This is a genomic window from Rhodoferax sp. BAB1, from assembly GCF_013334205.1.
Taxonomy (GTDB): domain Bacteria; phylum Pseudomonadota; class Gammaproteobacteria; order Burkholderiales; family Burkholderiaceae_C; genus Hylemonella.
On sequence record NZ_CP054424.1, the window covers coordinates 939,206 to 963,399 of the forward strand.

The 24,194-nt window shown below is 66.6% G+C and carries 27 protein-coding genes; 15 read left to right on the forward strand and 12 right to left on the reverse strand.

Going from position 1 to position 24,194, the window contains the following annotated elements:
• Positions 1-3: 3 nt before the first annotated feature.
• Together dsrB and dsrA are read right to left on the reverse strand one after the other, a co-directional pair.
• The gene (gene dsrB / locus HTY51_RS04615; RefSeq protein ID WP_057676685.1) at positions 4-1,074 is read right to left on the reverse strand and encodes a dissimilatory-type sulfite reductase subunit beta; all 1,071 of its coding nucleotides are present in this window, start codon (positions 1,072-1,074) and stop codon (positions 4-6) included.
• 56 nt (positions 1,075-1,130) lie between these two features.
• Positions 1,131-2,429 carry a dissimilatory-type sulfite reductase subunit alpha gene (gene dsrA, locus HTY51_RS04620; protein WP_174251630.1) on the reverse strand — a complete coding sequence of 433 codons (1,299 nt, stop codon included), beginning with the start codon at positions 2,427-2,429 and terminating at the stop codon, positions 1,131-1,133.
• 297 nt (positions 2,430-2,726) lie between these two features.
• Here dsrA and HTY51_RS04625 point away from each other — a divergent pair, with 297 nt between their 5' ends.
• The 10 genes from HTY51_RS04625 to HTY51_RS04670 all read left to right on the forward strand — a co-directional run bounded on the left by HTY51_RS04625 (position 2,727) and on the right by HTY51_RS04670 (position 9,277).
• Positions 2,727-2,954, forward strand: a complete 228-nt coding sequence (locus HTY51_RS04625; RefSeq protein ID WP_174251631.1) for a hypothetical protein — start codon at positions 2,727-2,729, stop codon at positions 2,952-2,954.
• The gene (gene cas6 / locus HTY51_RS04630) at positions 2,951-3,580 is read left to right on the forward strand and encodes a type I-MYXAN CRISPR-associated protein Cas6/Cmx6 (protein WP_174251632.1); all 630 of its coding nucleotides are present in this window, start codon (positions 2,951-2,953) and stop codon (positions 3,578-3,580) included. Before HTY51_RS04625 ends, cas6 begins: the two co-directional genes overlap by 4 nt.
• Before the next feature lie 32 nt (positions 3,581-3,612).
• Entirely contained in the window at positions 3,613-3,945 is a 333-nt protein-coding gene (locus HTY51_RS04635) for a TusE/DsrC/DsvC family sulfur relay protein (protein WP_174251633.1), read from the forward strand.
• Between the two features lie 138 nt (positions 3,946-4,083).
• Positions 4,084-4,692: a hypothetical protein gene (locus HTY51_RS04640; RefSeq protein WP_174251634.1), complete on the forward strand. Its 609-nt coding sequence runs from the start codon at positions 4,084-4,086 to the stop codon at positions 4,690-4,692.
• Positions 4,693-4,694: 2 nt separating this feature from the next.
• Positions 4,695-5,615 carry a TauD/TfdA family dioxygenase gene (locus HTY51_RS04645; protein ID WP_174251635.1) on the forward strand — a complete coding sequence of 307 codons (921 nt, stop codon included), beginning with the start codon at positions 4,695-4,697 and terminating at the stop codon, positions 5,613-5,615.
• Positions 5,612-7,111 carry a 2Fe-2S iron-sulfur cluster-binding protein gene (locus HTY51_RS04650; RefSeq protein ID WP_174251636.1) on the forward strand — a complete coding sequence of 500 codons (1,500 nt, stop codon included), beginning with the start codon at positions 5,612-5,614 and terminating at the stop codon, positions 7,109-7,111. The genes HTY51_RS04645 and HTY51_RS04650 overlap by 4 nt, the downstream gene beginning before the upstream one ends.
• Complete coding sequence (locus HTY51_RS04655; RefSeq protein WP_217448244.1) at positions 7,108-7,536, forward strand: S24 family peptidase; 429 nt, start codon at positions 7,108-7,110, stop codon at positions 7,534-7,536. The genes HTY51_RS04650 and HTY51_RS04655 overlap by 4 nt, the downstream gene beginning before the upstream one ends.
• Positions 7,537-7,545: 9 nt before the next feature.
• The gene (locus tag HTY51_RS04660; RefSeq protein WP_174251637.1) at positions 7,546-7,764 is read left to right on the forward strand and encodes a hypothetical protein; all 219 of its coding nucleotides are present in this window, start codon (positions 7,546-7,548) and stop codon (positions 7,762-7,764) included.
• 20 nt (positions 7,765-7,784) lie between these two features.
• Positions 7,785-8,228: a hypothetical protein gene (locus tag HTY51_RS04665; protein ID WP_174251638.1), complete on the forward strand. Its 444-nt coding sequence runs from the start codon at positions 7,785-7,787 to the stop codon at positions 8,226-8,228.
• Positions 8,225-9,277, forward strand: a complete 1,053-nt coding sequence (locus HTY51_RS04670) for an Sfum_1244 family protein (RefSeq protein ID WP_174251639.1) — start codon at positions 8,225-8,227, stop codon at positions 9,275-9,277. Before HTY51_RS04665 ends, HTY51_RS04670 begins: the two co-directional genes overlap by 4 nt.
• Positions 9,278-9,296: 19 nt before the next feature.
• Here HTY51_RS04670 and crcB read toward each other — a convergent pair whose 3' ends face one another.
• The gene (gene crcB, locus HTY51_RS04675; RefSeq protein ID WP_174251640.1) at positions 9,297-9,677 is read right to left on the reverse strand and encodes a fluoride efflux transporter CrcB; all 381 of its coding nucleotides are present in this window, start codon (positions 9,675-9,677) and stop codon (positions 9,297-9,299) included.
• 66 nt (positions 9,678-9,743) lie between these two features.
• Between crcB and HTY51_RS04680 the strand changes: the two genes are divergently transcribed.
• Complete coding sequence (locus HTY51_RS04680) at positions 9,744-10,073, forward strand: cupin domain-containing protein (RefSeq protein ID WP_174251641.1); 330 nt, start codon at positions 9,744-9,746, stop codon at positions 10,071-10,073.
• Positions 10,074-10,079: 6 nt separating this feature from the next.
• Here HTY51_RS04680 and HTY51_RS04685 read toward each other — a convergent pair whose 3' ends face one another.
• The 3 genes from HTY51_RS04685 to HTY51_RS04695 are packed head-to-tail and all read right to left on the reverse strand — an operon-like array spanning position 10,080 to position 12,886.
• Complete coding sequence (locus tag HTY51_RS04685) at positions 10,080-11,381, reverse strand: TRAP transporter large permease (protein ID WP_174251642.1); 1,302 nt, start codon at positions 11,379-11,381, stop codon at positions 10,080-10,082.
• Entirely contained in the window at positions 11,374-11,886 is a 513-nt protein-coding gene (locus HTY51_RS04690; RefSeq protein WP_174251643.1) for a TRAP transporter small permease, read from the reverse strand. Before HTY51_RS04690 ends, HTY51_RS04685 begins: the two co-directional genes overlap by 8 nt.
• Before the next feature lie 22 nt (positions 11,887-11,908).
• On the reverse strand, positions 11,909-12,886 hold the full coding sequence (locus HTY51_RS04695) for a TRAP transporter substrate-binding protein (RefSeq protein ID WP_174251644.1): 978 nt from the start codon (positions 12,884-12,886) through the stop codon (positions 11,909-11,911).
• 159 nt (positions 12,887-13,045) lie between these two features.
• On the opposite strand from HTY51_RS04695, the gene HTY51_RS04700 reads away from it, so the two are divergent.
• From HTY51_RS04700 to HTY51_RS04715, 4 genes are all read left to right on the forward strand, one after another.
• Positions 13,046-13,585: a winged helix DNA-binding protein gene (locus tag HTY51_RS04700; RefSeq protein ID WP_174251645.1), complete on the forward strand. Its 540-nt coding sequence runs from the start codon at positions 13,046-13,048 to the stop codon at positions 13,583-13,585.
• A 136-nt stretch (positions 13,586-13,721) separates the two neighbouring features.
• Complete coding sequence (locus HTY51_RS04705; protein WP_174251646.1) at positions 13,722-17,315, forward strand: hydantoinase B/oxoprolinase family protein; 3,594 nt, start codon at positions 13,722-13,724, stop codon at positions 17,313-17,315.
• A 52-nt stretch (positions 17,316-17,367) separates the two neighbouring features.
• Positions 17,368-17,976, forward strand: a complete 609-nt coding sequence (locus tag HTY51_RS04710; protein ID WP_174251647.1) for a hypothetical protein — start codon at positions 17,368-17,370, stop codon at positions 17,974-17,976.
• Between the two features lie 97 nt (positions 17,977-18,073).
• Entirely contained in the window at positions 18,074-18,388 is a 315-nt protein-coding gene (locus HTY51_RS04715) for a DUF4156 domain-containing protein (RefSeq protein WP_174251648.1), read from the forward strand.
• 65 nt (positions 18,389-18,453) lie between these two features.
• Here HTY51_RS04715 and rfaD read toward each other — a convergent pair whose 3' ends face one another.
• The 6 genes from rfaD to rpsA all read right to left on the reverse strand — a co-directional run bounded on the left by rfaD (position 18,454) and on the right by rpsA (position 24,058).
• A complete protein-coding gene (rfaD, locus tag HTY51_RS04720) occupies positions 18,454-19,458 on the reverse strand; it encodes an ADP-glyceromanno-heptose 6-epimerase (protein ID WP_174251649.1) in 1,005 nt (334 codons plus the stop codon).
• Positions 19,459-19,571: 113 nt separating this feature from the next.
• Positions 19,572-20,507, reverse strand: a complete 936-nt coding sequence (rfaE1, locus tag HTY51_RS04725; protein WP_174251650.1) for a D-glycero-beta-D-manno-heptose-7-phosphate kinase — start codon at positions 20,505-20,507, stop codon at positions 19,572-19,574.
• Positions 20,504-21,661 (reverse strand): lipopolysaccharide assembly protein LapB, encoded by a 1,158-nt coding sequence (gene lapB / locus HTY51_RS04730; protein WP_174251651.1) that lies wholly within the window; start codon positions 21,659-21,661, stop codon positions 20,504-20,506. The genes rfaE1 and lapB overlap by 4 nt, the downstream gene beginning before the upstream one ends.
• On the reverse strand, positions 21,651-21,950 hold the full coding sequence (locus HTY51_RS04735) for a lipopolysaccharide assembly protein LapA domain-containing protein (protein WP_174251652.1): 300 nt from the start codon (positions 21,948-21,950) through the stop codon (positions 21,651-21,653). The genes lapB and HTY51_RS04735 overlap by 11 nt, the downstream gene beginning before the upstream one ends.
• Positions 21,951-21,990: 40 nt before the next feature.
• Positions 21,991-22,305 carry an integration host factor subunit beta gene (locus tag HTY51_RS04740; RefSeq protein ID WP_174251653.1) on the reverse strand — a complete coding sequence of 105 codons (315 nt, stop codon included), beginning with the start codon at positions 22,303-22,305 and terminating at the stop codon, positions 21,991-21,993.
• A gap of 67 nt (positions 22,306-22,372) precedes the next feature.
• Complete coding sequence (rpsA, locus tag HTY51_RS04745) at positions 22,373-24,058, reverse strand: 30S ribosomal protein S1 (protein ID WP_174251654.1); 1,686 nt, start codon at positions 24,056-24,058, stop codon at positions 22,373-22,375.
• Between the last annotated feature and the right edge of the window lie 136 nt (positions 24,059-24,194).

The following is a 24,194-nucleotide window of genomic DNA, read 5'->3' on the forward strand; positions in this document are numbered from 1 at the left end:
CGCTCAGAAGCGGATGTGGGTCGACGCGTTGAGGTTGGCGCGCGAACCGCGCCAGTCGTCGATCAGGTACTTGGTGAAGGGCAGGTCGCACTTCTCGAAGAAACGCGGCCAGCCGATGCGCTCCACCCAGTCCGACAGGCGCTCCCAGGGGCGGGCGTCGGCCTTGTAGGTGTAGAGGATCTTCTTGACCATCTCCGACACCTCGGGCCAGCGCGGCGCGTTGTTGGGCAGGCCGGAAGCCACCATCTTCATGAAGGTGGGCTTGCCGCGCGCATTGGAGTTCTTGCCGCCGACCCAGATGGCCAGCTTGGAGTGCTCCGGGTCGTTGATCTGCATGGGCGGGCAGGGCGGGTAGCAGGCGCCGCAGCAGATGCACTTCTTCTCGTCCACTTCCAGCGAGGGCTTGCCGTTGACCAGGGCCGGGCGGATGGCGGCCACCGGGCAGCGCGCCACCACGGCCGGTCGCTCGCAGGCGTTGGCCACCAGGTCGTGGTTGATCTTGGGCGGCTTGGTGTGCTGCACGATGATGGCGATGTCGGCCTGGCCGCCGCAGTTGATCTCGCAGCAGCTCGTGGACAAATGCACGCGATTGGGCATGTCCTCGCGCTTGAATTCGTCGTAGAGCTCGTCCATCAGGGCCTTGACCACACCCGAGGCGTCGGTGCCCGGGATGTCGCAGTGCAGCCAGCCCTGGGTGTGGGCGATCATGGAGACCGAGTTGCCGGTGCCGCCCACGGGGAAACCGCTTTCCTCCAGCGCGTTGATCAGCGGCGCCACCTTGTTCGGGTCGGAGACCATGAACTCGATGTTGGAGCGGATGGTGAAGCGCACATGGCCTTCGGCATAGGTGTCGGCGATGTCGCAGAGCTTGCGGATGGTGTAGACGTCCATCTGGCGCTGGGTGCCGGCACGCACCGACCAGACCTCGTCGCCGCTGTGCGAGACGTGGTGCAGCACGCCGGGGCGCGGCCGGTCGTGGTATTTCCAGTTGCCATAGTTCTTCAGCAGGGTCGGGTGCAGGTAGGGCTTGTTGTCCGGCACGCCGCTCTCGATGGGGGTACGCATTTGGGCCATGGTGGTCTTCCCGTTATCGTTCGTTCAGAGGATGGATGAGGCCAGTCGTGCGGCGCTCAGCCGGCCGCCTGCTTGCGGGCGTTGATCTTGGCCACTTCATCGTCCCAGCCGTCGGCGCGCACATAGGGGTTGGTGCGCGGGGTGGAGACCATGTTGGCGTCCACCTCCAGGCCGATGCCTTCGAGGAAGTTGACCAGGCCGATGCGTTCGATCATCTCGCCGGTGCGCTCGTGCTCCAGCGCGTTCTCGGCGAAGAAGTCGATCACCTTCTGGCCCAGCTCGACCAGCTGCTGGTAGTCGGCGTCGGTCTTGAGCGGCATGAAGGGCACCACCACCGTGCCCATCAGGTCGCCGATCTTGAGCGTGCGCTTGCCGCCCACCAGGATGGTGGCGCCGGTGTCGGTGCCGTGGGCCAGGGCGCCGGTCATGACGTTGATGCAGTGCATGCAGCGTACGCAGTTGCTGTTGTCGATCTCCAGGCACTGGGTGTCGTTGATCTTCACGCTGGAAATCTTGTCGCCCTTGGCGACGTCCTTGACTTCCTTGAGCATGATGGTCTTGGTCGGGCAGCGGTTGATGACGTCGTTCACCAGCTCGTTCATGCCGTGCTTCTCGAACCACTTGCGCGCCAGCGTCTCGTCGGTGCGCATGTTGTCGCGCCAGGTGCCGATCACCGCCATGTCCGAGCGCTGGATCGAGTTCATGCAGTCGTTGGAGCAGCCCGAGAACTTGAACTTGAACTTGTAGGGCAGGGCCGGACGGTGGATGTCGTCGGTGAAGGTGTTGAGCACCTGGCGGTGCGCGCGCGCCTCGTCGTAGCAGGACTGCTCGCAGCGCGCCGCGCCCACGCAGCTCATCGAGGTGCGCACCGCGGGGCCGGCGCCGCCCAGGTCGAAGCCCAGTTCGTTGAGCTCATCGAAGGCGTCCTGCACCTTGTCGGTCTTGGCGCCCTGGAACATGATGTCGCCGGACTGGCCGTGGAAGGCGATCAGGCCCGAGCCGTGGCGCTCCCAGATGTCGGCCATCTTGCGCAGGATGTCGGTGTTGTAGTGCATGCCGGCCGGCGGCTGCACGCGCAGGGTGTGGAACTCGGCCGCGTCCGGAAACTGTGGCTTGCCTTCGGCGTCCTTCAGTTCTGTGAAGCGCGGGATCACGCCGCCGCCATAGCCGAAGACGCCGACCGTGCCGCCCTTCCAGTAGCCCTTGCGGGTCTGGTAGGACGTCTCCAGCTGGCCCATGAGGTCCACCATGTAGTCCTTGTCCTTGGCCAGGCGCTTGAGGCCGGTCACGAAACTGGGCCACGGGCCACTCTCGAGCTCGTCGAGCATCGGGGTGGCGTGCATTTTTTTCGCCATGATCTTGTCTCCTGTCTTAGAACTTGTCGCAAGTCCTGGATGCCGTGTTTGACGACGGCGGTCACGCACTGCGGGCAGGGTCCGGACTCTTGGGGTCCCTTTTTCTGCCTCTCGGGTGCATCCTAGGGGCGGGGGTGCTGCCTTAGCTATCCCCCTCGTTGAGTAGGCGGGACTACCCAAAAGGGTTATATGGCGCCACCCGTCCCGGCTATAGACGGTCCGGCCCGGAATTGCGTCAATAGCGCTTACAGACGGGGCGGACCAACAGCCGGTCCCGTCCAGAACAAAGACGGAGACATGACCCAGATCACCCCGCTGGACAAACTCAGGGTGCCGCTCGGCGGTCAGGAAATCGAGTTGCAACAGGTGGACTTCTACACCGGCGGCATGAGTTTCCTGCGCACGCGCATCCGGGAGAAATCCCGCTTCACCATCTTCGACATCGACCCCGACACGGCCGAGGCCTGGGGCCGCGCCCTGCTGGCCTGGGCCGACAAACAGCCGCGGGAGACCCCCACGCCATGAGCTTCGCGGACGACCTGCCCCCGGCCAGCGTCGTCGACCTGGCCTTCCCGCTGGCGGGCCGGACCGTCCCGCGCGACTACATGCAGGCGCTGCATGCTGCGCTGCAGCAGGAGTTGCCCTGGCTGGCCCAGGAAACGCGCGCCGGCATCCATCCGCTCAAGCTCGTGCAGGGTTCCAGCGTTGGCCCGGTGAGCCTGCTGTCACAGCGCACCCGCCTGCTCTTGCGCCTGCCGCGCGAGCGCGTGGCCGATGCCAGCGCCCTGGCCGGCCGCACGCTCCTGATCGGTGAGCACCCCGTGCAGCTGGGCGAGCCGCACGAGCGCGAGCTGTTACCGCATGCCACGCTTTATGCCTACGCCGTGGCCGCCGCGGGCGAGGATGAAGTGGTTTTCATGCAGGCCGTGGCCGGCGAGCTGCAGGCCCTGGGGGTGCGCACGCACACGGTCTGCGGCAAACGTGGCGGCCGTCCCCATGAGGGGCAGACCCTCACCACCTTCAGCCTGATGCTGCACGCCCTCAGTCGGGCGGACTCGCTGCGCGTGCAGGAGCAGGGCCTGGGGCCGCACCGGCAGCTGGGCTGCGGCGTTTTTGTGCCCCACAAGTCGGCGGCGGCGGTGGGCGAATAGTTTTCTGTGCAACAAGTAGAGGAGACACAAGCATGGGCTACAGCGTGAACGGCGCGGAACTCGAGACCGACAAGGAGGGCTACCTGCTCGAACCCGATTACAGCGAGGACGTGGTGCAGGTGATTGCCGAGGCCGAAGGCATCAAGCTGACCGACGCGCACTGGGAGGTCATCAACTACATGCGCGACCAGTACAAGGAAAACGGCCACACGCCCAATTTCCGCAACATGCTCAAGGGTTTCAACGAGAGCCGCGACGGGGATGTGGACAGCAAGTACCTGTACGACCTCTTCCCCACCGGCCCGGCCAAGCAGGCGGCCAAGGTGGCAGGATTGCCGCAGCCCCTGGGCAAGGGCGGGTACTGATGGCTCCCCCCTGTGTCGGCTTCGCCGCCTTCCCCCGGTGGGGGACAACGCCAGTGGCCGGGCGAAGCCCGTTCCACGGCGTTCCCGGCCTGGGATCCTTCATTCGCCGCGTGTTTGGCTGAAGGGTAAGGAACAGTCATGGCCCTGCGCATCAAGAACCAGTGGTTCAAGGAAGGACGGCCGAAGACGCCGCGGGAGAACGCCAGCGCCATGGCTTTCATCACCTGGCGCGTGACGCAGAACATGGTCAAGCAGATGCGCGAGGCCAAGTTCGACATCGACGTCGGGCCGCAGTACTTCGCCTTCATGCGCGAGGTGCTGGTCTTTCTCTGCCAGGTGGTCGATCGCATGGCCTTCGAACGCATGCCGGGTGAGCAGCGCGCCGAGTTCACCAGCGCCCTGGTCGTGCGCGTGGCCGAGATCCTGGAGGAGAGCGAGCAGGAATGGCTGGGCGAGCCGCCCGCTGGCCAGGAGCGCTGGCGCAACCAGTTCATCGACCAGTCCAACGAGCTGGCCGAAGCCTATGCCGAATTCGGCCATGGCCCCGAGGGCCCGGACTTCGGTTTCGTGCGTTACCTCGGCAGCCGGCTGGAGTCCGTCCTGCCGGGGAAGGACCGGCACTGGGTCAAGGACCAGGTGATGGCCTACGAAGTGCCCGAGGCGCTGGAGATGGTCCAGCGCGGGCTGGACGGCGTCCTGTCGACCGAACCGCGCCCGAAACGGCGTGCCACCATGAGTGGAGAGTGAGCATGCAGGCAGCCAACCCGTTCGACCTTGATCAGCCCGAAGCCTACGCGCGCTGGCGCGCGGCCAAGCTGGCCTCCCATCCGCGCCGGGCGGAGGAACTGATCGTGGACGTGGCCGATCCGCGCCGGCTGACGCTGGCGGAGCGGGAGGCCATCCTGGCTTTGTGCGCCCGGACCAATATGGCCATCTACCGCAGTCCGGTGACCGCAGAGGACAAGGCATTGCCGTCACTGCTCGGTGTCCAGCTCGGCCTGCACCGGCTGGACGCCAACTGGCTGGCCGACGAGGACGGCATCTCGTCGATTGCCGTCGCGCAGGAGGAAGAGGGGGCCCCGAAAGGCGAGTTCATCCCCTATACCGACAAGCCCATCAAGTGGCACACCGACGGCTATTACCACCCGCAGGCGCGCCGCATCGAAGGCATGATCCTGCACTGCGTGCGCAGTGCGGGCGAGGGCGGCGTGAGCCATCTGGTCGACCACGAGATGGTCTACCTGGCCCTGCGTGACGCCAAGCCCGGGTGGGTGCGTGCCCTCATGGCGAGCGACGCCATGACCATCCCCGAGCGTGCCGACGGGAACGGCGTGGCCCGCCCGGCGCAGAGCGGCCCGGTCTTCTATCTGCGCCCCGATGGCGGCTTGCAGATGCGCTACACGGCGCGCACGCGCAGCATCGAGTGGAAGGACGATCCCGTCCTGCGCGAGGCGGCTGCCTTCATCGAGCAGCTGCTGGCGGGCAATCCGCCCTGGCTGTTCCGTCTGCTGCTGCAGCCGGGCATGGGCGTCGTGGCCAACAACGTGCCGCACGAGCGCAGCGGCTTCAGCGACGATCCGCAGCAGCCACGCCTGCTGTACCGTGCGCGTTATCTGGATCATGTGCGCGATGAACGCGTGGTGCAGCCGCAAGAGGAGGTGGCCGTATGACCCACTGGCTGACTGTCTGGCGCGCCGCCCAGCTCGTGGGCGTCTCGCGCGGCGTGCTGCAGCAACAGGTGCGCGATGGCTCGCTGGTCCTCACCGAGGGCCTGGTGTCCACCGACCAGCTGCTGCGCCTGTACCCCACCACCCGTCTCGAAGACACCGGCATCCTGGAGCGCGTCATCACCATCCGCGACGAGGCCTTTGGCCGGCGCCTGCGCGAACGCCTGCTGCCCAGCCAGGAAGTGCTCGCGCAGCGCCTGTTCAGCCAGACGCAGGAACTGGCCGACGTGCGCCGTTACCTGCAGCGCTACCACGAGCTGGTGGTGGCCCTGCAGGAGCGCATCCATGCCCTGCAGGGCAAGGGTGCCTCGCCCCTGGAGCTGGCCGAGTTGCAGGACTTCGTGGACCAGGGCCTGGCCAAGGCCCTGGCCACCGAACAGGCCGATCTCTTGACAGTGATGGACGATATGCTCAAGGTCATGTCTGCACAGGTGACGGTGCGCCCCAGCGGCCACGAATTCATCGTCGAGGGCCACGACACGCTGCTGCAGGCCGGCCTGCGTGCCGGCCTCAAGCTCAACTACGGCTGCGGCAACGGCACCTGCGGCATGTGCAAGGTGCGCGTGATCTCCGGCCAGGTGGTGCGCACCCAGCCCTGCGACTACCCCATGTCCGAAGCCGAACGCGCCCAGGGCTACACCCTGATGTGCGCGCACACCGCGGGCAGCAGCGAACTCACGCTGGAGCTGCTGGAGGCCAGCGGCCCGCAGGACATCCCGCAGCAGCAGATCGTCACCACCGTGCGCGCCGTCACCCAGCTGGCACCCGGCACGCGGCTGCTCCATCTGCAGACGCCGCGCAGCCATCGCCTGCGCTTCCTGGCGGGGCAGTCGGTCACGCTGGGCGTGAGCCGTGCCGACGGCAGCGACGTGCATGCGCTCTACCCGGTGGCCAGCTGCCCCTGCGACGACCGCAACCTGCATTTCTTCATCGAACGCCACCCGCTCGACCCCTTCGCCCTGCAGCTGTTCGCCGACGGCATCAAACCCGGCGATGCGGTCACGGTCTGGGGGCCGGTGGGTGAATTCGTGCTGGAAGACAGCCAGCGCCCGCTGGTCTTTGCCGCCTGTGATGCGGGCTTCGCGCCCATCAAGAGCCTGATCGAGCATGCGCTGGCGCTGGACGCCGCGCCCTCGCTCTCGCTGTTCTGGCTGTCCACCAAACCCGACGGCCACTTTCTGGAGAACCAGTGCCGTGCCTGGGGCGAGGCGCTGGACCCCTTCGAATACGAGCTGCTGGCCGAACCCGACGTCAGCTTCGGTGCGGCCCAGCTGGCGCGCGCCATGCGCGCCGACCTCTTCGACATCGAGTGCGACTTTTATCTTGCCGGCCCCGAGGTGTTCGTGAACGCCCTGCAGGCCGAGCTGCGTGCCTCCGGCGTGCCCGCCGCGCAGATCCACTGCAACGTGCTGCTGGAGCCGGTGGGGGAGACGGCATGATGACAGACGCACTGCAGATCAACGCCGATTTGAGCGCCGCCGGGCCGCCCCAAGGCGCGAGGGCCCCCTCAGGGGGCAGCGCAGCACACGCAGTGGCAAGCGTGGGGGAGCATGAATCCGCCTGCAGCGGCAGCGAGGCCTTTGCCTTGCGCGTGCTGGGCAGCAGCATGGAGCCCGAGTTCATGGAGGGCGAGATCATCGTCATCGAACCCGAGGGCGCGCTGCGCGATGGCAGCTACGTGCTGGCGCAACACGAGGGCGAGTGGATCTTCCGCCAGCTGTGCAGGAGGGGCGAGGCCTGGCAGTTGCATGCGTTGAACCCGGCCTTCCCCGATCTGTTGCTGCCCGACCTCACCACCGTGCGCGGCGTCATCATCCAGAAGGCGCTGCCGGGCCGCCGGCGCGCCAGCAAGCGTTACGTCTGAAAGGTCCACGTGCCGTATTACATCTACCGCGTCAAATCCTTCGCCGGCCTGCAAAAGCTGGCCGAGCACGGGGCGTTTGCGCCCGCTTCGGCCCAGGCCAAGATCCTGCGCACCGGGTTGGACGCCGGCACCCGCGACAAGATCAAGGTCATCTTTGCCGAGAACGAGCTGCAGGCCGAAGACCTGCTGTGCCAGGTGCGCGAACCCGGGCCGCCCGGCGAAGAGTAGAAAGCAGAGCGCACATCGTGGTGGACGAAGCGGCATTCAGGGAGGTGCGCGAGCAGCGTCACCCCTTGCCCTGCGTCTTCCATGGCGCACTGCTGGCCCGCCACGCCGTGTGCGAACTGGTGCAGCGCAGCTCGCTGGCCGAACGTGAAACCCTGGCCTGCCCCAGTGCGCCGGCCCACCTGAACTGCGAGACGCTGGAGCGCCTTTTCCTGGAGCGCGCCACCTTTCCGCTCAAGCTGCACCCGGGCGTGCCGCTCACGCACGCCACCGTCATGCGACTGCACTGCGGTGGCCTGCGCGGCCTGCAGCAGGCGCTGCAGGCCGATCACGCTGATGTGCACCGCCTGATCGGCCAGGCCCAGGAGGCGCATGGCAGCCTGACCGAGCTGCCCTGGCCGCGCATCGTGGCCCAGATCGTGGCCTGGCAGCCACGCCGCCGAACCCCGCAGGGACCCCAGCCGTGAATGCCCCGGACCGTGCCCTGATCGAGGCCGTGCAGACCAACTGCCACATCGCCGATGCGGCGCACGCGGCCGACATGACGCTGTGCATCTACCTGCTGCAGATGCGCGAGTTCTACCGCTGGGAGTTGGGACTGCCCCCGCTGCAGCCCATGGCGCGCGAGGCCGTGGGGGCCTGGCTCAGCGCACGCGAGGCGCTGTGGGACGGCCTGGAGGGCCAGGCCTGGCGCGCACTGCCGCTGGCCGGCGGCAGCATCGATCCCTTCGATGTGGAGCCCATCAATGCCGAGCTGCTGCCGCAGGGCCTGGTCTATGGCGCTGGCTACACCGCACCTGGCCGCGCCAGCTTTTTCCTCGCGGCGCTGGAATCGGCGCAGCCGCGCGATGGCGTGCTGGTGCGCACCAGCGGGCACGAGTACGCGCGCGGCCTGAGCTCGCCACCGGCCGCGCTGCAGGACGGCACCATCTACCTGCGCCAGGAATCGCTGCAGCGCTGGCTCTGGGAAAAATACGAGGCCTGGACCCTGCGCCGCTCCGAAGGGCCCTTCAAGCGCGCACTCGACGCCCACGGCTATGCGGCCGATGGGGAACAGGCGGTGACGCGCATGGTGCAGTTGCAGGCCGAAACGCTGATCCTGCACGAACTGGGCGAAGCCCAGGCGGCTGTCCTGCTGGGCTCCGACTGGTCCGCCATGCGCCAGGTCCTGAACGATCGCCGCACCGAACTTTACGTGCGCGCCGTGCGCGACCTGCTGGCCGACTGCCGCGTCACCCTGCCCACTCTGTTGCAGCGCCAGCAGGGGGCCTCGCTGCACTTCTGGTTCGCCAACCTTGAAGGCCTGCGCGCCGAACTGGCGCCCGGGCTGGAGCGGGCCTACGCGGCGTATGGCGCGGGGGATGGCGGTCAGGCGCTGGCATCGGCCTGCAGCCAGGGCGCCGCGCATTGGCAGTCCGTGTGTGAACAGGTGCTGACCCTGCACCGCTTGCATGGCGCCGCAGCGCAGCCGCAGATCCGGACCTTGCTGGAATCGCCCGCCACCCGGCAGGCTTGAGGGGCCTGCGGGCGCAGCGTCAGCGCGCCAGGACGAACTCCACCGACTTGATGCCGGCGATGGTGAGCAGCAGCGAGCCCGTCAGGTGCAGCATGGCCGTGCCCAGCGCCAGCACATAACGCGCCTGCTGCAGCATGGCCACCACCTCGGCCGAGAAGCTGGAGAAGGTGGTCAGCGCGCCCAGGAAGCCGGTGACCAGCAGCAGGCGCCACGTGGGGTCCAGCTGCGGCAGGGCCTGGAACAGCGCCACGGCCGCCCCCACCAGGTAGCCGCCGACCAGGTTGGCGGTGAGCGTGCCCCAGGGCAGCAGGGCGCCGGGGGTGCTGAGCCACAGACCCAGCCGCCAGCGCAGCAGGGCGCCGGCGCAGGCGCCGAGGCAGATGGCGAGGACGGGCAGCATGGGGGGAGTTTATCGCCCCCGGGTGCGGGGTACCGCTGCCGGCAGCCCCGGCGTATCATCTTTCGCATGGCCCAGCCGCACGCTTCCGCCGGTCAGATCATCGACGCCCAGCCGCTGGGCGCGCGCCTGGTGGATGAAAAGACGGTGGCGCTGTTCAAGGCGCAGGATCTCGAAGTGATGCGCTTGGTGCTGCAGGCCGGCAAGGCGCTGCCGCCGCATCAGGTGGCCGGCGAAATCACCATCCACTGCATCGAAGGTGTGCTCGATGTCACCCTCGGCGGTCGCAGCCATGTACTGCGCGCCGGGCAAATGCTGTTCCTCACGGGTGGTGCCCTGCACGGCGTGACGGCCATGGAGGATGCCTCGGCCCTGGTGACCATCGCCCTCAAGCGCTGAGGCCGTTCAGAGTTTCATCTGCTGCGGCAGCCAGGTCACCAGACCGGGCACGAACCAGATCAGCAGCACGGCGCCCACCATGAGCCCGAACATGGGCAGGGCAACACGGGCGATCCAGGGCAGTTGCCTGCCCGTCATGCCCTGCAGCACGAAGAGGTTGAAACCCACGGGCGGCGTGATCTGCGCCATCTCCACCACGAGGACCACGAAGATGCCGAACCACAGAGGGTCGATGCCGGCCTTCTGCACCGTGGGCATGAGCACGCCCATGGTGAGCACCACCATGGAGATGCCGTCGAGGAAACAGCCCAGCACGATGAAAAAGACGGTGAGCGCCAGCACCAGGCCGAAGGGGCTCAGGCCGATGGAGCCTATCCACTCGGCCAGCTGGCGCGGCAGGCCGATGTAGCCCATGGCCAGGGTGAGGAAGGCGGCACCTGCCAGGATCAGGGCGATCATGCAGTACAGGCGGGTGGCGCCCATGAGCGCGTCCCAGAAGGTGGCCCGGCTCAGCGAACCCTGCAGGCCCGAGAGGAGTAGTGCCCCCACCACGCCGATGGCGGCGGCTTCGGTGGCGGTGGCGATGCCGGCGTAGATGGAGCCCAGCACGCCGACGATGAGCAGCAGCACGGGGATGAGGCTGCGCGAGGCCTGCAGCTTGGCGCCCAGGCTCATGGGCGGGTCACGCGGCGGTACCTGCTCCGGATGGCGCAGGGCCCAGACCATGATGTAGCCCGAGAAGAGCAGGGCCAGCAGGAAACCCGGGATGACACCGGCGATGAAAAGCTGGGCGATGGAGACGTCGGCGGCCACGCCGTAGACGATCATGATGATGGAGGGCGGGATCAGCAGGCCCAGGGTGCCGGCGCCGGCCAGCGTGCCGATGGCGATGTCGTCCGGGTAACCGCGTCGCTTGAGTTCGGGCAGGGTCATCTTGCCGATGGTGGCGCAGGTGGCGGCGCTCGACCCCGAGACGGCGGCGAAGATGGCACAACCCACCACATTGGTGTGCAGCAGGCGCCCGGGCAGGGCCTGCATCCAGGGCGCGAGGCCGCGGAACATGTCCTGGCTGAGCCGGGTGCGGAACAGGATCTCTCCCATCCAGATGAAGAGCGGCAGGGCGGTGAGCGTCCAGCCCGAGGCCGAGCCCCAGATGGTGACGGCCATGGCGTCGCCGGCCGGGCGGGCCGAGAAGATCTGGATCGCGATCCAGGCCACGCCCGAGAGCGTGAGGCCGATCCACACGCCGCTGCCCAGGATGAGGAAGAGCGCGGCGATCAGCAGCGCGGTGATGAGGAGTTCATTCATTGCGCAGCGGCTCGCCTTCGGGGTTCGGGACGGCGCGTTGGCCGCGCAGCTCCAGCAGCAGTTCGTCCAGCAGGGCAATGGCAAAGATGACACAACCCAGGGCCATGCTGAGCTGGGGCAGCCACAGGGGGGTGGCGTCGTTGCCGGTGGAGATGTCGTTGAAGGCGTGCGACAACCAGGCCAGGCGGCAGCTGTAGACGGCCAGCAGCACGGCCAGGGCACCGGCCAGGGCCAGGCTCCAGAGTTCCAGCGTGCGGCGTGCCGTGCCGTGCAGGCCGTTGAGCAGCAGCGTGACGCGGATGTGTTCGCCCTTCTTGAGGGTGTGCGCTAGCGCCAGGAAGCCGGCGCCGGCCATCAGGTAACCGGCGTAGGCGTCGGTGCCGCGCACATGAAAGCCAAACTGGCGGCTGGCGATGGACAGCAGCACCATGGCCAGCAGGCCCAGCATGCACAGCGCCGCCAGCACGGCGGCGCCCTGGTAGAGCGCGTCGAGCAGGCGGCGCATGGTGTCGGTCCGGCTCAGCGCTTCACTTGCCAAAGGCGTCGATCAGGGTCTTGCCCTCGGGGCCGGCCTTCTCCAGCCACTCCTTGAGCATGGTGTCGCCCACCTTCTTCAGGTCGGCCTTGAGTGCGGCCGAGGGGGCGAGTACTTGCATGCCGTTGGCCTTGAGCTTGGCCAGGGTCTCGGTGTTGATGCGCTGGCTGGCGGCCAGGCCGCGCGCCTCGGCGCTGGCAGCGGCCTTGAGCACGGCGTCCTGCGTGGGTTTGTCCAGCGCGTCGAAGGACTTCTTGTTGACAATGACGGCGTTCTTGGGCAGCCAGGCCTGGGTGTCGTAGTAGTACTTGAGGTGTTCGTAGAGCTTGCTGTCCACGCCGGTGGCGCCCGAGGTCATGGTGGCCTCGACCACGCCGGTGGCCAGGGCTTGCGAGAGCTCGGCGGCCTGCACGGTGACGGGCTGGGCGCCCACCAGCTCGGCAATGCGCGCGGTGGCCGGGCTGTAGGCGCGCCACTTCACACCCTTGAGGTCGGCCGCGCTGTTGATGGGTTTCTTGGTGTAGATGCCCTGCGGCGGCCACGGCACGGCGTAGAGCAGTTGCATGCCCTGCTCGCCCAGCTTCTTCTCCAGCAGCGGGCGCTGCGCCTTGTAAAGCTTGACGGAGGCGTCGTAGCTGTCGGCCAGGAAGGGCAGGCCGTCGGCACCGTAGAGTTGCCATTCGTTCTGGAAGTTGGCCAGCAGGATCTCGCCGGCCTGGGCCTGGCCGCCCTGCACGGCGCGCTTGATCTCCGGGGCCTTGAACAGGGAGGCGCCCGCATGCAGCGTGATCTTGAGCTTGCCGCCGCTGGCCTGGTCCACCTCGGCGGCGAACTGCGCCATGTTTTCACTGTGGAAGTTGCTGGCCGGGTAGGCGGCGGCCAGGTCCCATTTGGTCTGGGCCAGGGCACTGCCGGCGGCCAGGGTCAGGGCCAGCGTCACGCTGGCAAGAGAGAAATGACGACGCTGCATAAGCACTCCACGGTGGTTGATGGGTGGGAAAACTTTAAGCCGGTCCCGCACGTCGGGGCATAGGCATATTCCCTAAATGCTGATAAATTGTCAACAAATTGTTGTTGTATTTCCGCTTGTCACCAGAACGGGGCGACGTGCCCTAGAGGAGTGCCGTGCATGGCCAAGAAGCCCATCCCGTCCCGTGCCGTGGCCACCAAGGACCCCATCGTGTCCTCGGCCCACCTGGTCTCGCCGCGCAGCGCCGAGATGAGCGAGTTCGAGTTCGGCCTGATCGTCTCGGGCAATGCCTTCCACCGCTGGATCGTGCACTGCATGTCGGCCGCCGGCCTGAAGGACCTGACGCCGCTGGACGTGCTGGTGCTGCACCACGTGACACACCGCGCGCGCGACAAGCGCCTGGCCGACATCAGCTTCATCATGAACGTGGAAGACACCCATTTGATCAATTACGCGCTCAAGAAGCTGCAGGGCCTGGGCGTGGTGGCATCGAGCAAGAACGGCAAGGAAGTGACCTATGCCGCCACCGAGGAGGGGCGCCGTTACGTGCAGCGTTACCGCGAGATCCGCGAGAGCTGCCTGATCAATGCGCTCAAGGCCGATGAAGGGCTGAACCGCGACATCGGCGAACTGGCCCGCCTGCTGCGCGTGCTCTCGGGTGTGTACGACCAGGCGGCACGGTCCGCTGCGTCACTGTGAAGCACCCCTGTGGCGGCTGGCGCCGCCTTCCCCTCAAGGGGACAACACCAGTGGCCCGGCCAAGCCGGTTCCACGGTGTTCCTGGACTTGTCCCTGTGCGCATGCCGCACTCAGGGTGTTTTGAGGAGTTTTGGGTATGACGGATTTGATGGCTCAGCGTTGGCAGTTCTGGATCGACCGCGGCGGCACCTTCACCGACATCGTGGGCCGCCGGCCCGACGGCAGCCTGGTCACGCACAAGCTGCTGTCGGACAACCCGGGCCAGTACCGCGACGCGGCGGTGGCCGGCATCCGGCATCTGCTGGGGCTCAAGGTGGGCGAGCCCATCACACCCGAACGCGTGGACTGCGTGAAGATGGGCACCACGGTAGCCACCAACGCCCTGCTGGAGCGCAAGGGTGAGCCCACGCTGCTGGTCACCACGCGTGGTTTTCGCGATGCGCTGCGCATCGCCTACCAGAACCGGCCGCGCCTGTTCGACCGCCATATCGTGCTGCCCGAGCTGCTGTACAGCGCGGTGGTGGAAGCCAGCGAGCGCATGGGCGCGCGTGGTGAGCTCGTCACGCCGCTGGACGAGGTCGCCTTGCGCCGCGAGCTGCAGGCGCAATTTGAGGCCGGCCTGCGTTGCGTGGCCATCGTGTTCCTGCACGGTTATCGCTACACGGCGCATGAAGAGGCGGCCGGGCGAATTGCGCGCGAGATCGGCTACACCCAGGTGAGTACCTCGCACGGCACCAGCCCGATGATGAAGTTCGTCAGCCGCGGCGACACCACGGTGGTGGACGCCTACCTCTCGCCCATCCTGCGCCGTTACGTCGACCAGGTGGCCAGTGAGATGCCCGGTGTGCGTATCTTTTTCATGCAGTCTTCCGGCGGCCTGGCCGATGCCCACGCCTTCCAGGGCAAGGACGCCATCCTCAGCGGCCCGGCCGGCGGCATCGTGGGCATGGCACGGACCGCGGAGCTGGCCGGCATGGATCGCGTGATCGGCTTCGATATGGGCGGCACCTCCACCGACGTTTCGCACTACGCGGGCGAGTTCGAACGCGAGTTCGAGACCCAGGTGGCCGGCGTGCGCATGCGCGCACCCATGATGAGCATCCACACGGTGGCCGCGGGCGGCGGCTCCATCCTGCAGTATGACGGCGCACGCTTTCGCGTGGGGCCGCAGAGCGCGGGCGCCAACCCAGGCCCGGCCAGCTACCGGCGCGGCGGCCCGCTGGCGGTGACCGATGCCAATGTGATGCTGGGCAAGATCCAGCCGGCGCACTTTCCGCATGTGTTCGGCCCGGCGGCCCAGGAGGCGCTGGACGATGCCGTGGTGCGCGAGAAATTCGCCGCACTGGCGGCCCAGACCGGGCGCAGCGCGGAAGACGTGGCCGAAGGTTTCATCAGCATCGCCGTGCAGCAGATGGCCAATGCCATCAAGAAGATTTCGGTGGCGCGGGGTTACGACGTGACGCGTTACACCCTGCAGTGCTTCGGTGGTGCCGGTGGCCAGCACGCCTGCCTGGTGGCCGACGCGCTGGGCATGACGCGCGTTCTGGTGCATCCGCTGGCGGGGGTGCTCTCGGCCTACGGCATGGGGCTGGCGGACCAGAACGTGATCCGCGAGCAGGCGGTGGAGTTGCCGCTGGACGCGAACGCCCTGCCGGCGATCACCGGGAGGCTCGACGCGCTGGCCCAGACCGCGCGCAGCGAACTGGAGCGCCAGCAGCTCAGCGCGGCCGCCGTGCGCGTGCAGCGCCGTGTGCATGTGCGCTACGAGGGCAGCGACTCGGCGCTGATCGTGTCCTTCGGTTCACTGTCCGAGATCAGCGCCGCCTTTGAGGCGGCCTACCGCCAGCGTTTTGCTTTCCTGATGCAGGGCAAGCGCCTGATCGTGGAGGCCGTATCGGTGGAGGCCGTGGTGGCCGGTGATGCGCCGGCCGAGCCGAAGCACACTTTGCACCCGGCGCGCGCCGTGCCCAGCCGCGAGACGGTGCGTCTGTATTCGGGTGGCCAGTGGCACGAGACGGCGCTGGTGGTGCGCGAGGACATGAGAGCAGGCGACCGCATCCCAGGTCCGGCCATCATTGCCGAGAAGAACGCGACCACGGTGGTGGAGCCCGGCTGGGAGGCCGAACTCACGACGCTGGACCACATCGTGCTCACGCGCCGCGTCCCACGCGAGCAGCGCTATGCCGCCGGCACCACGGCCGACCCGGTGCTGCTGGAGGTCTTCAACAACCTCTTCATGAACATTGCCGAGCAGATGGGCCTGCAGCTGCAGAACACGGCCTATTCGGTGAACATCAAGGAGCGGCTGGATTTCTCCTGCGCGCTGTTCGACGCGGCGGGCAACCTGATCGCCAACGCGCCGCACATGCCGGTGCACCTGGGCTCCATGGGCGAGAGCATCAAGACCGTGATTCGCGAGAACACCGGCAGGATGTTGCCCGGCGACGTCTACGTGCTGAACGACCCCTACCACGGCGGCACGCACCTGCCGGATGTGACGGTGATCACACCGGTGTATCTGGATGGTTCGGAGCAGCCCATGTTCTACGTCGGTTCCCGGGGACACCATGCCGATATTGGAGGCACGACGCCCGGCTCCATGCCGCCTTTCTCGACCCGCATCGAGGAGGAGGGCGTGCAGATCCAGAACTTCAAGCTGGTCGAGCAGGGTCACTTGCGCGAGGCGGAAATCCTGGCACTGCTGGCCAGTGGCGAGTATCCGTCGCGCAACCCGCAACAGAACCTGGCCGACCTGAAGGCACAGATCGCGGCCAACGAAAAGGGCGTGCAGGAGCTGCGCAAGATGGTGGTCCAGTTCGGCCTGGATGTGGTGCAGGCCTATATGCGCCACGTGCAGGACAACGCCGAGGAGTCGGTGCGCCGGGTGATCACCCGCCTGAAGGACGGCCAGTTCACGCTGCCGCTGGACAACGGCGCGCAGATCAGCGTGGCCATCCGCGTGGATGCCCAGGCACGCAGCGCCGAGATCGACTTCACGGGCACCAGCGCGCAGCAGACCAACAACTTCAACGCGCCCACCGCGGTCTGCATGGCGGCGGTGCTCTACGTCTTCCGCACCCTGGTGGACGACGACATCCCGCTCAATGCGGGCTGCCTCAAGCCGCTCAAGGTCATCATCCCGCCGGGCTCCATGCTGAACCCCAACCCGCCGGCCTCGGTGGTGGCGGGCAATGTGGAGACCTCGAGCTGCATCACCAATGCGCTGTACGGTGCCCTGGGCGTGATGGCAGCCAGCCAGTGCACGATGAACAACTTTACTTTCGGCAACGCGACCTACCAGTATTACGAGACGATCTCCGGCGGTTCCGGCGCCGGGGAGGGCTTCAACGGAACCAGCGTGGTGCAGACGCACATGACCAATTCGCGCCTGACCGACCCCGAGGTGCTGGAGTTCCGTTTTCCCGTGCGTCTGCTGGGCTACGAGATGCGCCAGGGCTCGGGCGGCGCGGGTCGCTGGCACGGCGGCGATGGCGGCGTGCGGCGTGTGTTGTTCCTGGAGCCCATGACGGCCAGCATCCTGTCCAACGGCCGCAAGAGCGGCGCTTTCGGTCTGGCCGGTGGCCGGGCCGGCCTGCCGGGTATCAACCGCGTGCTGCGCAGTGATGGTCGTGTGGAGGAATTGGGCCACATCGGTCAGGCGGCGATGGCGCCCGGCGATGTGTTTGAAATCCACACGCCCGGGGGTGGTGGTTACGGCGCACCGGATTGAGAGGCTGCGAGCCGTCTAAACTGACGCCTTTGCGCGCAGAAACGACGACCCGATGGACATTCTCTTTTTCCTGCCGCTCGCGCTCATCGTGGGCTTCCAGTTCCTCAAGGCGCGCGAGCAGCGGCGCCGCATCTATCTGCTGGGCGGCTACCTGAGCCAGTACCAGATCGAGAAGTTGATGGAGAACGTCACAGAGGGGTATCTGCGCGCGCTTGGCGAGGAGAACTCCGAGCGTCGCGAACAGATCTGGAGCCTGCTGGCCACGGCCGAGACCGAGCTCAGCAGCCAGTTCCAGCGTTTTGCCGCCGATTTTTCCAAGGTCTGGAACGGCCAGACGCAGGTCAGCACCCTGGGCTTTGCCTTTCCCTACGCCGACAAGATCCTTCCGCGCCAGACTTTCGACATGCGCCACTTGATCGCCATCCATGCCGAGGGCATCGCCGCGGCAGCCGAGAACCGGCGCCAGCTCCCGCTGCGCGACAAGGCCTACACGATGTCGGCGGAACTGTTCCTCATGCAGCACAGCTGCCACTGGTTCTGCCGTTCCCGGGCCGTTGCCTCGGCGCGCATGCAGGCGCGTCACCAGACCAGCCATGCGCAGCTGATCGCATCGGTATCGCCCGAGACGCGCGAGGCCTATCGCAAGCTGACCGGAGCCTGAGCCGGATTTTGCATTTGGATACACGCAGACCCGCTAGACTCCGGGCATTGTGTTTCTGTTGTTGATAGGAGTAACTATGCAATTCTCGAAGAACTTGATGCGCCTCGCGGCCCTGGGACTACTGGCCGCCGGCCTGTCGGGTTGCGCCAGCAAGTTGATCGGCGAGCGCATCGGGGCCGACCAGGTCGTGCTGGCCAAGGAGAGCGAAGTGGCCAAGTGCAAGTCGCTGGGCCGTTCCACGCTCAGCGTGCTGTCCTCGCTGGGGCCGCTCACGCGCAGCGCCGAGGCGGTGGAAGACAACCTGCTGCAGATGGCGCGCAACGAGGCCATCGACAAAGGTGGCGACACCGTGGTCAAGGGCAATTCCCTGGAGTACGGCAAGCGTTCCTACGAAGTCTTCAAGTGCAAATGAGGCGCTGAACGCGCCCAAGAAAAAAGCCGGCGGATCCCGCCGGCTTTTTTCTTGGAAGAGGGCAATCAGGCCTGGCGGGCCAGCCACTTCACGTAATGGGCCACACCGGTTTGCACATCGGCAAAGGTGTGGTCACAGCCGGCAGCGCGCAGCTTGCTCAGATCCGCCTGGGTGAAGCACTGGTACTTGCCGCGCAGCGCGTCGGGAAAGGGGATGTAATCGATCATGCCGCCATGGGCCGCCTCGGCCAGCGACATGGGGGCATCCCCCTTGAGGCCGCGCAGTGTATTGAGCACGCTCAGCGCCACGTCATTGAAGGGCTGGGCCCGGCCCGAGCCGAGGTTGAAGACGCCGCTCTTGTCCGGGTGGTCGAAGAACCAGAGGTTGACGGCCACCACGTCGTCGATGAAGACGAAGTCGCGTTTCTGCTCACCACGGGCGTAACCGCCGTACTCGCCGAACAGCTTGACCTTGCCTTCCGTGCGGAACTGGTTGAACTGGTGGAAGGCCACGCTGGCCATGCGGCCCTTGTGCTGCTCGCGCGGGCCGTAGACGTTGAAGTAGCGGAAGCCCGCCACCTGGGTCTTGGCGCGCTCGAAGTTGTTGCCCAGCTCGCGGCGCATGCGCTGGTCGAACAGCAGCTTGGAGTAGCCGTAGACGTTGAGCGGGGCCTCGAACTCGGGCACTTCGCGGAAGGTCTCGGAGTTGCCGTAGGTTGCGGCGGAAGAGGCGTAGAGCAGGCGTGTGCCCTGCGCCTGGCAGGACTGGAACAACTCGCAGGAGAGCGTGTAGTTGTTGTCCATCATGTACTTGCCGTCCTGCTCCATGGTGTCGCTGCAGGCACCTTCGTGGAACACGGCCTCGACCTGGCCGTAGTGGCCTTCCTCGAAGTTGGGATAGAAGTCGTCCAGGTCCACGTAGTCGGCGATCTTGAGGTCGGCGAAGTTGCGGAACTTGTCGCCCTGGCTCAGGTCGTCGACGACGATGATGTCGTCGATGCCGCGCGCATTCAGGCCCTTGACGATGTTGGCGCCGATAAAACCAGCTGCCCCGGTAACTACAACTCTCATGCAAACCTCCAGCTGGTTTCAGTGAAGACTAACTTGCCTCGGCAAGTTATGTCGGAGCTAAACCCCGCCGCTCCGGTCACTACTACTCTGGTCATCTTGAAATCCTCTTCGGTTTAGGGCGCCGCGAACAGCTCGTCGTAGCTGACGGTGGCGGTGCCGAACTTGCCGACCACGATGCCGCCGGCCTTGTTGGCCAGGGGCATGGCCTCGCGCAGGGGCAGGCCCGCGCCCACGAGTGCGGCCAGAGTGGCGATCACGGTGTCGCCCGCGCCCGTCACATCGAACACCTCGCGCGCCTGCGCGGCCACGCTGATCTCGCCCGCGGCGTCATAGAGTGTCATGCCTTCCTCGCTGCGGGTGAGCAGCAGGGCCTGCAGGCCGAGCTTGTCGAGCAGGGCGCGTGACTTGGCGCGCAACTCGTCCTCGCTGCTCCACGAGCCCACCACCTGCTGCAGTTCGGCGCGATTCGGGGTGATGACGGTGGCGCCGCTGTAGCGCGAATAGTCCGAGCCCTTGGGGTCGATCAGCACCGGTTTGCCGGCCGCCTGCGCGTGCTCGATCATGAGGTGCACGTGGTCCAGACCGCCCTTGCCGTAGTCGGAGAAGAGCACAGCGTCGTGCGTGGGCAGCAGCTTGATGAAGTCTGCCGTCTGCGAAGCCAGCACCTCGCTCTTGGGCGAGTTCTCGAAATCGAGGCGGATGAGCTGCTGCTGGCGGCCGATCACGCGCAGCTTCACGGTGGTCTGCAGGGCGGCGTCGCGGCCGAAGTGCGGTGTGATGCCGGTCTTGGCCACCAGGGATTCCAGGGTGTGGCTGGCTTCGTCGTCACCGACCACGGTGAGCAGGGTGGCCTGGGCACCCAGCGAGACCACATTGCTGGCCACGTTGGCGGCGCCGCCGATGCGAAGTTCCTCGCGCGTGACGCGCACCACGGGCACCGGCGCTTCGGGGCTGATGCGGTCGACCGCGCCGTACCAGTAGCGGTCGATCATGGCGTCGCCCACCACGAGCACGCGTGACTTGGCGAGTTGGGCTTTGGAAATTGTCATAGTTCTTCTACTCGACGAGCAGGGTAGCTGTCCCAGGTCTGGCAGCCCGGGCATTGCCAGAAATGCTGCTTGGCTTCGAAGCCGCAGGCGGCGCAGCGGTAGCGCGTGAGCGGCTTGACGGCGTGGTCCAGCGCGCGCTGCACCTGGGGATGGAACTGCTCGTGCTCCAGCTTCTCGCCGGCGATCCACTTGGCGGCAGCGACCAGCGAGGGCTCGCGTTCGAGGTGGTGCACGTACCAGTCGCGCGTACTGGTGCTGCTGCTGCCAGCGGCCGCCTGCAGCGTCACCAGGGCTTCGAGCACGTCCAGCGAAGGTATCTGTTCGTAGATCTCCTGCAGCCTGGCCAGCACGGTCACGGTGCGGCCGCTGGCCACGGCGGCCTGGGCCAGCGGGGCGGCAATCAGCGGGGTGGCCGCGGGGCAGGCACCCAGCGCTTCTTCCAGCGTGGCGCAGGCCAAGGCGGCCTGGCCCTGTTCCAGCTGCAGGCGGGCCAGTTCGATGCGCGCGCGCGGGGCGTTGGGGGCGGTGCTCACGGCCTGGGCCAGTACCTCCTGTGCCTGTGCGATCTCGCCGCGCGCCAGGTGGGCGGCGGCCTGTTCGCACAGGTAGTGGGCCAGGCGGCTGCTGAAGCTGCCGGTCTCGGCGCTTTCCAGCTGGCGTGCGATCTCGGCGGCCTGCGGCCAGTCGCGCGAGCGTTCGTAGTTGGCCAGGCGCGCCAGCCGGGCTTGGGCCTGGAAGGGCGTGCCTTCGAGCTTGATCAGCGCGTCCTCGGCGCGGTCGAGCAGGCCGGCCTTGAGGTAGTCCAGCGCCAGGGCGTGCTGGGCGCGCTGGCGATCGGCCTCGGACAGGTCACCCCGCGAGAGCAGGTGCTCGTGCACACGCACGGCGCGCTCGTATTCACCGCGGCGGCGGAACAGGTTGCCCAGGGCGAAATGCAGCTCGGAGGTGTCGGGGTCGCTCTGCACGGCCTCGATGAAGGCGTCGATGGCCTGGTCCTGCTGTTCGTTGAGCAGGAAGTTCAGGCCTCGGAAATAGGCCTTGGGGTTGCGCCGGTTTTCGATGCGCAGCTGGCGCAGGTCCAGTCGCGAGGCCAGCCAGCCCAGGATGAAGGCGGCAGGCAGGCCGAGCAGGATCCAGCTCAGGTCAAGATTCATGGGGCGGTTGGATGGTGGTGAGGGCGAGTTCGCTGTCGGCCACGGCCCGGCGGCGCAACTGCCGCGCCGCGTGGCGCTGCTTGAGCCAGCGCGGCAGCATGGCCAGCACACCGGCGGCCAGGCCCAGGGCAAAGGCGGCCAGCAGCACCAGTACCAGGGAGGCCTGCCAGACGTGGCCGAAGAACAGGTGCACGCTGACAACCTGCTGGTTGTTCAGGGCAAAGGCGAGCAGGGCAAAAAAAATGGCTGCCCTCAGTATCCACTTCAGCAGCCATGTCAGTTGTTTCATCAATGTCCCCCGGGTGAGGGCATTCTAGCGATTGCGGGCATCAACTTTTCGGTTCGATCGCCTGCATTTCGCTGGTGCGCTGGTCCACCGCCTCGCGCAGGGCCTTGCCCGGCTTGAAGTGGGGAACGCGCTTTTCGGGAATGGCCACGCTCTCGCCGCTACGGGGGTTGCGCCCCATGCGCGGCGGCCGGCGGTTGATGGAGAAGCTGCCGAAGCCGCGGATCTCGATGCGGTGCCCGCGCACCAGTGCATCGTTCATCGCGTCCAGGATGGCCTTGACCGCGAACTCGGCGTCGCGGTGAGTCAGCTGCCCGAAACGGGCAGCCAGCTCTTCAACCAGGTCGGAGCGGGTCATGTGTGGATGACGTTCGCGTGTTTGGCAGGGGCACACCGCCGCTTGGCAGCAGCGTGCCCCATGCGCATCACTTCTCGGACGTGTCCAGCTTGGCGCGCAGCAGGGCGCCCAGGCTGGTGGTGCCGGCGCTTTCGCGAGCCGACTGCTGGTTCAGGTTGGCCATGGCACCCTGCTCGTCGGCCAGGTCCTTGGCCTTGATCGACAGCTGGATGTTGCGGGTCTTGCGATCCACGTTGACCACCACGGCGGTGACTTCGTCGCCTTCCTTGAGCACGTTGCGGGCGTCTTCCACGCGGTCACGCGAGATTTCGCTGGCGCGCAGGTAACCCAGGATGTCCTGGCCCAGATCGATCTCGGCGCCACGGGCGTCCACGGTCTTGACCTTGCCGGTCACGATGGCGCCCTTGTCGTTCACCGAGGTGAAGGTGGTGAAGGGATCCTGGTCGAGCTGCTTGATGCCCAGGGAGATGCGCTCGCGGTCCACATCGACGGCCAGCACGAGTGCTTCCACTTCCTGGCCCTTCTTGTAGTTGCGCACGGCGGCTTCGCCCGGCTCGTTCCAGGACAGGTCGGACAGGTGCACCAGGCCGTCGATGCCGGCAGCCAGGCCCACGAACACGCCGAAGTCGGTGATGGACTTGATCGGGCCCTTGACGCGGTCGCCGCGCTTGGTGTTCTGCGCGAATTCCTGCCAGGGGTTGGCCTTGCACTGCTTCATGCCCAGGCTGATGCGGCGCTTGTCTTCGTCGATCTCGAGGACCATGACTTCGACTTCGTCGCCCAGGGCCACGATCTTGGAGGGGGCCACGTTCTTGTTGGTCCAGTCCATTTCGGAGACGTGCACCAGACCTTCGATGCCCGGCTCGAGTTCCACGAACGCGCCGTAGTCGGCGATGTTGGTGATCTTGCCGAACAGGCGGGTGCTCTGGGGGTAACGGCGGCTCACGCCCATCCAGGGGTCATCGCCCATCTGCTTGAGACCCAGGGACACGCGGTTCTTCTCGGTGTCGAACTTGAGGATCTTGGCGGTGATTTCCTGGCCGGCCTGAACGACTTCGCTCGGGTGGCGGACACGGCGCCAGGCCATGTCGGTGATGTGCAGCAGGCCGTCGATGCCGCCCAGGTCCACGAAGGCACCGTATTCGGTGATGTTCTTGACCACGCCCTGCACCACGGAACCTTCTTTCAGGTTCTGCATGAGCTTGGCGCGCTCTTCGCCCATGGAGGCTTCCACCACGGCGCGGCGGCTCAGCACCACGTTGTTGCGCTTGCGGTCGAGCTTGATGACCTTGAATTCCAGGGTCTTGTTCTCGTACGGGGACAGGTCCTTGGTCGGACGGGTGTCGACCAGCGAGCCCGGCAGGAAGGCGCGGATGCCGTTGACCAGAACGGTCAGGCCGCCCTTGACCTTGCCACTGGTGGTGCCGGTGACGAATTCGCCGGTTTCCAGTGCCTTTTCCAGGCTCATCCAGGAAGCCAGACGCTTGGCGGTGTCGCGCGACAGGATGGTGTCGCCGTAGCCGTTTTCGATGGAGCCGATGGCCACCGACACGAAGTCGCCAACCTGGACTTCGAGCACGCCCTGGTCGTTCTTGAATTCCTCGACGGGGACATAGGCCTCGGACTTGAGGCCGGCGTTGACCACGACGAAGCTGTGCTCGATGCGCACGACTTCGGCGGTGATCACTTCACCCGGACGCATTTCGGTGCGTGTCAGGGATTCTTCAAACAGGGCGGCAAAAGATTCAGACATGTAAGTTCCTAGACCATCTGGGCGTCCACGGCCTGGAGGCCATGGCGTGACAGCCGCACCATTGCGACTGGGGGGTAGCTTTCGACGGCGTTGTGTGCGGGTGTTCCGCGGGTTAAGTTGCTGATCCACACGGCCG